The organism is Bacillus sp. HY001, assembly GCF_007558965.1.
Taxonomy (GTDB): Bacteria; Bacillota; Bacilli; order Bacillales; family Bacillaceae_G; genus Bacillus_A; species Bacillus_A mobilis.
In genome coordinates this window covers 39746-52259 of sequence record NZ_VLTE01000021.1, presented here as the reverse complement: position 1 = coordinate 52259, position 12514 = coordinate 39746, and the positions used below count along the sequence as shown (strand labels likewise).

12 protein-coding genes are annotated in these 12514 nt (G+C 36.6%); all 12 read left to right on the top strand.

The genetic code is table 11. The features are described 5' to 3' along the window. Positions 1-101 precede the first annotated feature (101 nt). Positions 102-1634 carry an ABC transporter ATP-binding protein gene (locus FOT98_RS12105; RefSeq protein ID WP_000456925.1) on the top strand — a complete coding sequence of 511 codons (1533 nt, stop codon included), beginning with the start codon at positions 102-104 and terminating at the stop codon, positions 1632-1634. Then, a complete protein-coding gene (locus FOT98_RS12100; RefSeq protein WP_001085261.1) occupies positions 1627-2685 on the top strand; it encodes an ABC transporter permease in 1059 nt (352 codons plus the stop codon). Before FOT98_RS12105 ends, FOT98_RS12100 begins: the two co-directional genes overlap by 8 nt. Continuing rightward, on the top strand, positions 2686-3645 hold the full coding sequence (locus FOT98_RS12095) for an ABC transporter permease (RefSeq protein WP_000008857.1): 960 nt from the start codon (positions 2686-2688) through the stop codon (positions 3643-3645). It begins immediately after the preceding gene. Positions 3646-3844: 199 nt separating this feature from the next. Next, entirely contained in the window at positions 3845-5119 is a 1275-nt protein-coding gene (gene yfmF, locus FOT98_RS12090) for an EF-P 5-aminopentanol modification-associated protein YfmF (RefSeq protein WP_063260402.1), read from the top strand. Next, positions 5120-6406, top strand: a complete 1287-nt coding sequence (yfmH, locus tag FOT98_RS12085) for an EF-P 5-aminopentanol modification-associated protein YfmH (RefSeq protein ID WP_063260401.1) — start codon at positions 5120-5122, stop codon at positions 6404-6406. A gap of 103 nt (positions 6407-6509) precedes the next feature. Continuing rightward, positions 6510-7223, top strand: coding sequence for an elongation factor P 5-aminopentanone reductase (gene ymfI / locus FOT98_RS12080; RefSeq protein WP_063260400.1), 714 nt, complete (start codon positions 6510-6512; stop codon positions 7221-7223). Positions 7224-7298: 75 nt separating this feature from the next. Then, entirely contained in the window at positions 7299-7547 is a 249-nt protein-coding gene (locus FOT98_RS12075; protein WP_000114455.1) for a DUF3243 domain-containing protein, read from the top strand. Between the two features lie 139 nt (positions 7548-7686). Beyond that, positions 7687-8472, top strand: a complete 786-nt coding sequence (locus FOT98_RS12070; protein ID WP_000574107.1) for a DUF3388 domain-containing protein — start codon at positions 7687-7689, stop codon at positions 8470-8472. A gap of 21 nt (positions 8473-8493) precedes the next feature. Beyond that, complete coding sequence (locus FOT98_RS12065) at positions 8494-9405, top strand: helix-turn-helix domain-containing protein (RefSeq protein WP_063260399.1); 912 nt, start codon at positions 8494-8496, stop codon at positions 9403-9405. 63 nt (positions 9406-9468) lie between these two features. Next, entirely contained in the window at positions 9469-10047 is a 579-nt protein-coding gene (gene pgsA, locus FOT98_RS12060; protein ID WP_001052972.1) for a CDP-diacylglycerol--glycerol-3-phosphate 3-phosphatidyltransferase, read from the top strand. A gap of 20 nt (positions 10048-10067) precedes the next feature. Further along, positions 10068-11306, top strand: a complete 1239-nt coding sequence (cinA, locus tag FOT98_RS12055; RefSeq protein WP_063260398.1) for a competence/damage-inducible protein CinA — start codon at positions 10068-10070, stop codon at positions 11304-11306. 144 nt (positions 11307-11450) lie between these two features. Further along, on the top strand, positions 11451-12482 hold the full coding sequence (gene recA / locus FOT98_RS12050; protein WP_063260397.1) for a recombinase RecA: 1032 nt from the start codon (positions 11451-11453) through the stop codon (positions 12480-12482). Positions 12483-12514: the final 32 nt, after the last annotated feature.

Genomic DNA, 12514 nt, shown 5'->3' with positions numbered 1-12514 from the left:
GTTAGTTCATAGAACTAACCTTTGTATGTATAAAACTTCCAAATTGCTTAATAAGTTAATAGTGTAATAGGGGAATGTTCCCTGTTAAAAGGAGGAACACAATGGAATACGTAATTGAGATGAATAACATTACGAAAGTATTCCCAGGCATTGTAGCGAATGATGATATTACGCTGCAAGTAAAGCAGGGAGAAATACATGCTTTACTTGGAGAAAATGGTGCAGGGAAATCCACATTGATGAATGTACTATTTGGTTTGTATCAACCGGAACAAGGTGAAATTAAAATTAAAGGAAAGTCTGTAAACATTACCAATCCAAATGTGGCAAATGACCTTGGTATTGGAATGGTTCATCAGCACTTTATGCTTGTTCATAATTTTACAGTTACAGAGAATATTATTCTCGGAAATGAACCGAAGAAAAAAGGGAAAATTGCTGTTGAGGAAGCTGCTAAAGAAATTCAAAAACTGTCTGAACAATACGGATTAGCTGTAGATCCATATGCGAAAATACAGGATATTTCAGTTGGTATGCAGCAGCGTGTTGAGATTTTAAAAACACTTTACCGTGGTGCAGAAATTTTAATATTTGATGAACCGACAGCTGTGTTAACACCACAAGAAATTCATGAGCTAATTCAAATTATGAAAAAGCTTGTACAAGAAGGAAAATCTATTGTTCTTATTACACATAAGTTGAAAGAAATTATGGAAGTGTGCGATCGTTGTACGATTATTCGTAAAGGAAAAGGGATTGGAACGGTTGACGTTGCAAATACGGATGAAAATAAACTTGCAGAATTAATGGTCGGACGTCAAGTGAATTTTAAAACAGAAAAAATAGACGCGAAGCCAAAAGAAGAGGTACTTTCAATTGCAAATCTTGTTGTTCACGATGCACGTCAACTACCTGCTGTAAAAGGCCTTGACTTAACTGTTCGTGCGGGGGAAATTGTTGGAATTGCAGGGATTGATGGAAACGGACAAAGTGAATTGATAGAAGCAATTACTGGTTTACGAAAAGTTGAGTCAGGTTCTATTGCAATTAAAGGAAAAGAAATAACGAATTGGCCTGTTCGAAGAATTACAGAGGAAGGAATTGGTCATATTCCAGAAGATCGTCATAAACACGGCCTTGTTCTTGATTTTTCTGTTAGAGATAATATAGTGCTACAAACGTACTATAAAAATCCGTTTTCAAAGAAAGGGATTTTAAATTTTAGTAAAATTACAGAAAAAGCAAAGGCACTTATTGAACAGTTTGATGTGCGTACACCTAGTGAGCAAACGTTAGCGCGCGCTTTATCTGGGGGGAATCAACAAAAAGCAATTATTGCACGTGAAGTAGACCGTGATCCAGATTTATTAATCGCGGCACAGCCAACACGTGGTTTAGACGTAGGAGCAATTGAATTTATTCATAAGAGATTAATAGAGCAGAGGGATAAAGGAAAAGGTGTATTACTTTTATCTTTAGAGTTAGATGAAATCTTAAATGTTAGTGACCGAATTGCTGTTATTTATGAAGGGAAAATTGTAGCAATTGTTGATGCGAAAGAAACGAATGAACAACAGCTTGGATTGTTAATGGCTGGAGGAACAAAGAAGGAGCAGGTGGGTACAAATGGCTAAAAAACTTTTAACAGAACGAACGATAAATATTTTAGTCCCAGTACTATCCGTTATTTTCGGCTTACTTGTCGGAGCAATTGTAATGCTAGTTAGTGGCTATGATCCGATTGTTGGTTATAGTGCACTTTGGACAGGAATGTTCGGTAGCCCAAGTGCAATAGGTGAAACGCTTCGTACAATGATCCCGCTTATTCTTGCCGGCTTATCAGTGGCGTTTGCATTTCGTACAGGTTTATTTAATATCGGGGTAGAGGGTCAATTACTAGTTGGTTGGCTTGCAGCAGTTTGGTTCGGTTATGCAGTTTCGCTACCAGCTGTTCTTCACATTCCGTTATCTATTTTATTTGCAGCATTGGTAGGTGGAATTTGGGGTTTCATCCCTGGATATTTAAAGGGGAAATTTCAAGTTAATGAAGTTATTGTAACAATTATGATGAACTATATTGCGTTATACGTAACATATGACATTATTAAGCGTTTCTTGCATGAGGGTAATGATAAAACGTACGACATCAAAGCGAGTGCGTCATTATCTTCAGACTGGCTTGCTGCCATCACTGATGGTTCGCGCCTTCACTGGGGAATTGTTGTAGCAATTTTAATCGCTATTTTAATGTGGTTCTTATTAGATCGAACAACTTTAGGGTATGAATTAAAGTCGGTAGGATTTAATCAACATGCTTCCCAATATGCTGGTATGAAGGTTTCTCGCAATGTAGTATTCTCTATGACAATTGCTGGTGCATTTGCGGGGATTGGTGGAGCGATGGAAGGGTTAGGAACATTCCAAAGTATGACAGCAATGTCTTCGTTTACAGGAGTAGGATTTGACGGGATTGCCGTAGCCTTACTTGGGGGGAATAATCCGTTTGGTATTATCCTTTCAGCTTTATTATTTGGTGGTTTGAAAAGTGCTTCCCCTCAAATGAACTTTGAGGCAGATGTACCATCAGAGCTTATTAATGTGATTATTGCATGTATCATCTTCTTTGTTGCATGTAGTTATGTGTTAAGATGGGCGCTTACACGCATGAGCAAGGAGGGGAAATAAATGAGCTTTTTAGATATATTAGCCATTCTTGTGACGGGTACGTTATATACATCAGCACCTATAATTTTTACAGCACTAGGTGGTGTATTTAGTGAACGGTCAGGTGTTGTAAATATAGGGTTAGAAGGACTAATGCTATTTGGTGCATTTATTGGAGTTGTTACAAACTTATTAATGGGTGATACTTGGGGAACGATGACTCCGTGGATTGCGTTATTATTTGCGGCAATTGGTAGTGGATTATTTGCATTACTTCATGCGGTAGCATCTATTACATTCCGAGCGGATCAAGTTGTAAGTGGTGTAGCGATTAACTTCTTATCTCTTGGATTAACGGTATTTGCAATTAAGAAGATTTTTGATAAAGGACAGACTGACTTTATTCAGTACCGTATTGAAAAGATTGATATTCCAGGCCTTTCGGATATTCCGGTTTTAGGGAAGATATTCTTCTCGAACGTACCGATAACGTCGTATATTGCTATTATTTTAGCATTCGTTGTTTGGTATGTTATTTATAAAACACCGTTCGGTCTGCGTCTTCGTGCGGTTGGTGAGCATCCAATGGCAGCTGATACGATGGGGATTAACGTATATAAAATGCGCTATATTGGTGTGTGTATATCAGGTGTGTTTGCTGGAATTGGTGGAGCAATTTTTGCAATGTCAATTTCTAATAACTTCTCAGGGGCAACTATTACTGGACAAGGTTTCTTAGCGTTAGCTGCTATGATCTTTGGGAAGTGGAATCCACTAGGTGCATTAGGTGCAGCGCTATTCTTTGGTTTTGCACAATCGTTAAGTGTAACAGGTGGAACAATTCCTGTATTAGATCAAATTCCGAGTGTTTTATTAACGATATTACCGTATGTATTTACAATATTAGCACTTGTTGGTTTTGTAGGTCGTTCTGAAGCTCCGAAAGCATTAGGAACACCTTATGAAAAAGGAAAACGATAAGTATAAAAAAAGCTCGCACATTAGTGCGGGCTTTTTTACATAGACTATATTTAATACGGAATTTTACGCTGTTCCTTACAAATGAAAGTTTTTAGAAAGAGCCTAATGTAAGTAAAGTGAGGAAGAAAAGTTGATTTTTTATTTCTAAAAACTGTATATTGAAGAGGAATATTCCTACATACGTAAAGGAGGGCTATAAATGAAACTAATGGAACAACAGTTACATGAGTTAGGTGGTTTACGAGTACATATTATTCCAACAGATAAATATAAAACAAATACTTTTGTATTTCGTTTGAAAGCACCTTTAAATGAGGAGACGGTGACAGAGCGTGCCCTATTGCCATACGTATTACAAAGTGCGACAGAAAAGCTTCCTTCTGTAATTCGTCTTCGTCAATATTTAGAAGAATTATACGGATCTTCTTTGGCAGTAGATGTAAGTAAAAAAGGTGAAGACCATATTATCTCTATTTATGTGGACATTGCAAATGAAGTATATTTACATGATGCGCCACCGTTATTTGAAAAAGCACTTTCTATGTTATCGGATATAGTTTTACATCCAGCGACAGAGGGGAACGGTTTTCTACCTTCTATCGTAGAAAGTGAAAAACGCGCGCTCTTGCAACGAATTGAAGCTACGTATGATGATAAAATGCGCTATGCAAACGAGCGTTTAATTGAAGAAATGTGTAAAGTAGAACCATATCGTTTAAGTGCAAATGGGAAAAAAGAGAGTGTTTCTTCTATTACAAATGAAAGTTTGTATCAATATTATCAAAAAGTGTTAGCGGAAGATGAAATGGATCTATACATTATTGGTGATATTTCAGAAAACGCAGTTGATCTTGTAAGTAAGTATTTTTCTATTTCAGCGCGTCCTGCGAGAGAAAGAAATGTACTTCTTCATAAGAGAAATAATGAAGAAAAAGAAGTTGTAGAAAAACAAGAATTAAAACAAAGTAAATTACACATCGGTTATCGTACGTTTATTACGTATAAAGACGAAGATTATTTTGCACTGCAATTGTTCAATGGATTGTTTGGAGGATTTTCTCATTCGAAGTTATTCGTTAACGTTCGTGAAAAAAATAGTTTAGCGTACTATGCGGCATCCCGCTTTGAAAGTCATAAAGGCTTATTGTTTGTTATGTCAGGGATCGAAGCGAAAAATTATGAAAAAGCTGTTGAGATTATTAAAGAACAAATGTTAGCGATGCAAAATGGTGATTTTTCTGAAGAAGAGATGCACCAAACGAAAAGTGTCATTCAAAATCAAATATTAGAGGCGATTGATACACCACGCGGATTTGTGGAAATGTTGTATCATGGTATTATTTCAGAGCGTACGCGTCCGGTTGAAGAATGGCTTACAGGTATTGAAAGTGTGACGAAAGAAGAGATTGTGAAAGTTGCTAAAAATATTGAACTAGATACAATTTACTTTTTACAAGGAACGGAGGGAGAATAAATGGAGAAAATTGTTTATGAGCAATTAAAAGAGACACTCTATTATGAAAAACTTCCTAATGGATTAGATGTATATATTTTACCTAAGCAAGGATTTAATAAAACATTTGCAACGTTTACGACAAAATATGGTTCTATGGATAATACATTCGTACCATTAGGTAAAGAAGAAATGATTCGTGTGCCTGATGGAATTGCTCATTTTCTTGAGCATAAATTATTTGAAAAAGAAGATCATGATGCTTTCCAATTGTTTAGTAAACAAGGAGCATCGGCAAATGCGTTCACATCTTTCACAAGAACAGCTTACCTTTTTTCATGTACATCAAATGTAGAACAAAATTTAAATACATTGTTAAACTTCGTACAAGAGCCTTACTTCTCTGAAAAAACAGTTGAAAAAGAGAAGGGGATTATTGGGCAAGAAATTCAAATGTATCAAGATAATCCAGATTGGCGCTTATACTTTGGTTTAATTGATAGCTTGTTTGTAAAGCACCCAATTAAAATTGATATTGCAGGGACAATCGAGTCTATTAGTAAAATTACGAAAGACCTATTATATGAATGTTATGAAACATTTTATCATCCGAGCAATATGTTACTATTTGTTGTGGGTGCGATTGATCCAGAGAAAACAATGGATTTAGTACGTGAAAATCAAGCGAAAAAAGATTATAAAAACCAACCAGAAATTGTACGTTCATTTGAAGAAGAACCAGATGAGGTAAATGAAAAGAAGAAAATTATTTCAATGCCTGTACAAACACCGAAATGTTTAGTCGGTATTAAGGCGACGAATTTAAAAGAAAAAGGGAGAGCTCTTTTAAAACAAGAAATTGCGCTTACGTTACTTTTAGATTATTTATTTGGAAAAAGCTCCGTTCATTACGAATCTTTATATAACGAAGGGCTTATTGACGATTCGTTCTCGTATGATTATACGGAAGAGAATAACTTCGGTTTTGCAATGGTTGGCGGCGATACGAAGCAACCTGATGAGCTGGAAGAGCGTTTGAAAGGTATTTTATTAAATACAAATTATGATCAATTAGATGAGGCGGCATTAGAACGAGTAAAGAAAAAGAAAATAGGTGGCTTTTTACGCTCCTTGAATTCACCGGAATATATTGCAAATCAGTTTACACGATATGCATTTAATGAATCGAGTCTGTTTGAAGCATTAACTGTATTAGAAGGGTTAACTGTTCAAGATTTACAAGAAGTAGCGAAAACATTATTATCAGAAGAAAGAATGAGCGTTTGTCAGGTTTTACCGAAGAAATAAAAGGTTTCATAATAATACCCTCATCTTATCATTGATAAATTGTAAGATGAGGGTATTATTTATTTGTAGGATAAAGATTTTGTTGAGATAAGAGAGGAATTATATGAAAAAGTATGCATTAGTAACTGGAGGGAGCGGAGGGATTGGCTCTGCTATTTCAAAACAATTAATTCAAGATGGATATACAGTATATGTTCATTATAATAACAGTGAAGAGAAAGTGAATGAGTTGCAGAAAGAATGGGTTGAAGTGATTCCCGTTCAAGCCAATTTAGCTTCTGCTGATGGAGCAGAGCAATTGTGGGAACGAATTGAACAGCCTCTTGATGTTATCGTATATGCAGCTGGGAAGAGTATATTTGGACTCGTAACAGATGTAACGAACGATGAATTAAATTATATGGTAGAACTTCAAGTGAAGAGTATTTATAAATTATTATCAAAGGCACTGCCATCTATGATTCAGCGGAGAAGTGGCAATATTGTACTTATTTCGTCTATATGGGGACAAATTGGCGCATCATGTGAAGTGCTATACTCGATGGTAAAAGGTGCACAAAATTCATATGTGAAAGCTTTAGCAAAAGAAGTATCATTAAGTGGAGTAAGAGTGAATGCGGTAGCGCCAGGTGCAATTGAAACGGAAATGTTAAACGTATTTTCAGAAGAGGATAAGAATGGGATTGCTGAAGAGATTCCGTTAGGCAGGTTGGGACTACCAGACGAAGTAGCGAAAACAGTGTCATTCCTCGTATCGCCAGGTGCATCTTACATAACGGGACAAATTATCGGAGTGAACGGCGGTTGGCATTGCTAAAAATTTCTTACATAAAAAATAAAAAACTGTACAAATTAAGCATGATTCTATTACTAAGTAGTGAGGTGCTTACACATGTCAGTTTTAGATAATTTTGATCAATGGAAGAGCTTTTTAGGAGAAAGATTAGAACAGGCATCAGGAAAAGGTCTTGATGGCGGTGCTGTATCAGATATGGCATTTCGTGTTGGAGATTATTTAGCAAATGAAGTAGAAGCGCGCAACGATCAAGAGAAATTATTGTCTGAGCTTTGGAAAGTTGCTGATGAACAAGAGCAACATACAATCGCAAACTTAATGGTGAAGTTTGTACAACATAAGTAAAAAATAGAGAGGAGATTCTCCTCTCTATTTTTTTTGTATAATAATAACGCGGGTTAGATTATACATTTAGCTTCCCTATTAAGGTGAAATCATATAATATAGTACGTAGGTGTAAAGTAAGCAAGGGGAGTGATCTTGGATGATTGAATGGTATTTTGAATATGAAATACATAAAAACCGACCTGGCTTGCTTGGTGACGTTTCTTCGTTAATCGGTATGCTCGGCATTAATATTGTCACAATTAATGGTGTAGATAATGCACGACGTGGATTACTCCTTATGTGTGATAATCAAGAGCAAATCTCTAGACTTGAATCAATTTTAAATACGATGGATAACATAACGGTAACGAAATATCGTCCGCCAAAGCTCAGAGATAAGCTAGCGGTTAGACATGGTAGGTACATACAACGAGATGCAGATGATAAGAAGACATTTCGATTTGTACGTGATGAATTAGGATTACTTGTAGACTTTATGGCTGAAATCATGAAAAAAGAAGGTCATAAACTAATCGGGATACGAGGAATGCCTCGTGTCGGAAAAACAGAATCCATTGTTGCCGCAAGTGTTTGTGCAAATAAAAGATGGTTATTTGTATCATCTACTCTTATTAAGCAAACTGTTCGTAGTCAATTGATTGAAGATGAGTATAGCGACGACAATATTTTCATCTTAGATGGAATCGTGTCAACAAAGCGTGCTAACGAAAGGCATTGGCAGCTTGTTCGTGAAATTATGAGGTTACCTGCAACGAAAGTTGTGGAACATCCTGACGTATTTGTGAGTCAGTCAGAATACACATTGGATGATTTTGATTATATTATCGAGTTGCGTAACGATTATGATGAAGAAATTCAATATAATTTAGTAGATGAAATTGAGCAAGGTACGCAAAATAATTTCTCTATGTTTGACTTTTAAAGAAATATTGAGGTGTTAGTAGTGACAGAATTAGGACAAAAGCTGAAAGAAGCAAGAGGAACGAAAGGCTTGTCTATTGATCAGCTGCATGAGGTTACAAAAATTCAAAAACGCCATTTAGTAGCGATTGAGGAAGGCAATTATGATGTATTGCCAGGAGCTTTTTATGCGCGTGCATTCATTAAACAATACGCAGATGCGGTTGGATTAAATGGAGAGGAACTGCTTGTAGAATATCAGAGTACGATACCACAATCTGAAAAACGCGACGTTCCACAAGTATCAACAGGACAAAAAACACAAGAAACAATGCAAAAATCTTCATCATGGCCAATTGCAGATCATATGCCAAAAATTTTAGTTGCGTTGTTAGTAATCGCATTTGGAGTGGTGATTTGGTTTGTTTTCCAAGCGTTAACTGGAAAAGATGATGAAAAAGTTCCGAACGCTCAAAGTGAGAAAATTGAAGTTAAAAAAGCAGAAAACTCTCCGTTAGATACGAAGAAAGATGAAGTGAAAGCGGAAGAGCCGAAAAAAGAGGAACCAAAGAAAGAAGAGCCAAAGAAAGAGGAACAACCAGCACAACCAACTGGACAAGAAGAAGTGAAAGTAGTTGGAACAGCCGGTAAAGTATCTACTTTGGAAATTCATAACAATAAAACATTAGAACTGGAAATATCGGGTAAAGGTGCGAGTTATGTAGATGTTAAAGATGATACTGGTAAAGTAATTTTAAACACTACAGTACAAGAGGGTCAAATAGAAAAACATGATGTATCAACAATAAAAGAAGTGCGACTTAATATTGGAAATGCAACGAATGTTGAAGTTAAACTGAATGGCCAAGTGGTCGCTTATCCATTGGATCCAGAAAAAGAACTTCACCAAAGATTGGTGATAAAAAACCAAGGGATAGAGCAACCTGCACAATAACAGTCATCGCTTCGATGACTTTTTTCAATGAACAAATGTTTTTGATATGATGGAGGAATAGCTGTGAATTTACCAAATAAAATTACAATATCTAGAATCTTCTTAATTCCAATTTTTATGGTAATTATGTTAGCGCCCTTTGATTGGGGTTCATACACAATTGGTGATGTTGATTTACCAATTCAACATTTAGTAGGGGCACTTATCTTTATTATTGCTTCGGCTACAGATTGGATTGATGGATATTACGCAAGAAAGTATAATCTTGTAACGAATTTAGGGAAGTTCCTTGATCCGTTAGCTGATAAATTACTTGTTTCAGCAGCACTTATCACGTTAGTTGAGATGCAATACGTACCTGCTTGGATCGTTATTGTAATTATAAGCCGTGAGTTTGCAGTAACAGGTTTACGCCTTGTACTTGCTGGAACAGGAGAAGTAGTGGCGGCAAATCAGTTAGGAAAAATTAAGACGTGGACACAAATTATTGCGATTGCAGCGTATTTATTACACGATGTACCTTTAAATTTAATCCATATTCCAGTTGCTGATATCTTTATATGGATTGCATTATTCTTTACTGTTATTTCAGGGTGGGATTATTTCTGGAAAAATAGAGCTGCTTTTGTAAACTCAAAATAGAAGTTTATGGGGGAATTGGGATGAATGCTGAAATTATTGCGGTTGGAACTGAATTATTACTTGGACAAATTGCAAATACAAATGCCCAGTTTTTATCTGAAAAGTTAGCTTCAATTGGAATTAATGTGTACTACCATACTGTAGTTGGAGATAATAACAAGCGATTACAGCAGGCGATTGAAGTTGCGGAAGAACGTGCTGACATACTTATTTTCACAGGTGGATTAGGCCCGACAAAAGATGATTTGACGAAAGAAACGATATCTTCTAGTTTGGGTGGAGAGCTAGTGTATGATGAACAGGCATTAGCATCGATAAGCGAGTACTTTAAGCGTACAGGTCGTGAGTTCACAGAGAATAATAAAAAGCAGGCGCTCGTTTTAGATGGAGCAACTGTATTTGCGAATGATCACGGCATGGCACCTGGTATGGGGTTAAATAAGAACGGGAAAGTTTATATTTTATTACCAGGACCACCGAAAGAGATGAAGCCGATGTATAACAGTTATGTAGAGCCTTTTTTACGTAACTTTACAACAGGAGAAAACATTTATTCTCGTGTGCTTCGCTTCTTCGGGATTGGGGAATCTCAATTAGAAGTGAAAGTTCAAGATTTAATTGATGGACAAACGAATCCGACAATCGCCCCCCTTGCGAATGATGGGGAAGTGACATTACGTTTAACTGCCAAACATCAAAATGCTGATGAAGCGGCGAAACTCATTCAGCATATGGAAGATTTGATTTTAGAAAGAGTAGGAGAATTTTTCTACGGGTATGATCAAGAGTTTCTGCATGATAAGGCGATAGAGTTATTGAAGAAAAAAGAATTAACTTTAGCGTGTGCAGAAAGTTTAACTGGTGGATTCTTCGGGAATCAAGTAACAGAAAGTGCTGGGGTGTCTTCAGTATTTAAAGGCGGTGTCATTTGTTATCATAATGATGTGAAGCAACATGTTTTACATGTACCTGAGGGAGTGTTGTCTACTGATGGTGCAGTAAGTAAAGAATGTGCTCGTTATCTTGCTGAAAATGTTAAGGGCTTATTAAAAGCAGATATCGGCATTAGTTTCACTGGGGTAGCAGGACCGGATGCTTCAGAACATAAAGAGCCGGGAACAGTATTTGTTGGATTGGCGATGAAGGATGAACCAACTGTAGTCTTTCCTCTTAATTTAAGTGGAAGTCGTCAACAAATCAGGGAACGTTCGGCGAAATATGGATTTTATCATTTATATAAAAAGCTAGAAGAGATATGAGTCTCTTCTAGCTTTTTTTAATGCTTAAATTCAGTTTTATTTAATGGAAAATAAAAAAATCGAATAAATGTTCGATTTTTGTTGGCAAATTGAATTGAAAATAGGTATAATAAGATTAGCAATTCAGTTAAGGAGGAATTTTGAATGAGTGATCGTCAAGCGGCATTAGATATGGCGTTAAAACAAATAGAGAAGCAATTCGGTAAAGGTTCAATTATGAAATTAGGAGAACAAGCGGAGCGTAGAGTTTCTACAATTTCAAGTGGTTCTTTAGCACTTGATGTGGCACTAGGGGTAGGCGGATACCCACGCGGCCGTATTATTGAAATTTACGGACCTGAAAGTTCAGGTAAAACAACAGTTTCATTACACGCAATCGCTGAAGTACAGCGTCAAGGTGGACAAGCAGCGTTCATTGATGCGGAGCATGCGATGGATCCTGTATATGCACAAAAATTAGGCGTTAACATAGATGAATTACTATTATCACAACCTGATACAGGGGAGCAAGGTTTAGAAATCGCAGAAGCACTTGTACGAAGTGGCGCGGTTGATATTATCGTAATTGACTCTGTAGCAGCTCTTGTACCGAAAGCTGAGATTGAAGGAGACATGGGTGACTCACACGTAGGTTTACAAGCTCGTTTAATGTCTCAAGCACTTCGTAAACTTTCAGGTGCAATTAATAAATCAAAAACAATCGCAATCTTTATTAACCAAATTCGTGAAAAGGTTGGGGTTATGTTCGGGAACCCAGAAACAACTCCAGGTGGTCGTGCGTTGAAATTCTATTCAACAGTTCGTCTTGAAGTACGTCGTGCGGAGCAATTAAAGCAAGGTAATGACATCGTTGGTAATAAAACGAAAGTAAAAGTAGTTAAGAATAAAGTAGCACCACCATTCCGTGTTGCTGAAGTTGATATTATGTACGGAGAAGGTATTTCAAGAGAAGGTGAAATCTTAGATATGGCTTCTGAACTTGATATCGTTCAAAAGAGTGGTGCTTGGTACTCTTATAATGAAGAGCGTTTAGGACAAGGTCGTGAAAATTCGAAGCAATTCTTAAAAGAGAATACGGATTTAAGAGAAGAAATTGCCTTCTTTGTTCGTGATCATCACGGAATTGGTGAAGACTCTGGTGTGGAAGACACGGAAGATTCAAATCTTCAAGATTAAAAAATAAAAGACACGGTCCCGTGTCTTTTATT

Bases quoted from the DNA above. Each gene is read 5' to 3' on its own strand.
- FOT98_RS12105 (WP_000456925.1), top strand. From the start codon at position 102: ATGGAATACGTAATTGAGATGAATAACATTACGAAAGTATTCCCAGGC.
- FOT98_RS12100 (WP_001085261.1), top strand. From the start codon at position 1,627: ATGGCTAAAAAACTTTTAACAGAACGAACGATAAATATTTTAGTCCCA.
- FOT98_RS12095 (WP_000008857.1), top strand. From the start codon at position 2,686: ATGAGCTTTTTAGATATATTAGCCATTCTTGTGACGGGTACGTTATAT.
- yfmF (WP_063260402.1), top strand. From the start codon at position 3,845: ATGAAACTAATGGAACAACAGTTACATGAGTTAGGTGGTTTACGAGTA.
- yfmH (WP_063260401.1), top strand. From the start codon at position 5,120: ATGGAGAAAATTGTTTATGAGCAATTAAAAGAGACACTCTATTATGAA.
- ymfI (WP_063260400.1), top strand. From the start codon at position 6,510: ATGAAAAAGTATGCATTAGTAACTGGAGGGAGCGGAGGGATTGGCTCT.
- FOT98_RS12075 (WP_000114455.1), top strand. From the start codon at position 7,299: ATGTCAGTTTTAGATAATTTTGATCAATGGAAGAGCTTTTTAGGAGAA.
- FOT98_RS12070 (WP_000574107.1), top strand. From the start codon at position 7,687: ATGATTGAATGGTATTTTGAATATGAAATACATAAAAACCGACCTGGC.
- cinA (WP_063260398.1), top strand. From the start codon at position 10,068: ATGAATGCTGAAATTATTGCGGTTGGAACTGAATTATTACTTGGACAA.
- recA (WP_063260397.1), top strand. From the start codon at position 11,451: ATGAGTGATCGTCAAGCGGCATTAGATATGGCGTTAAAACAAATAGAG.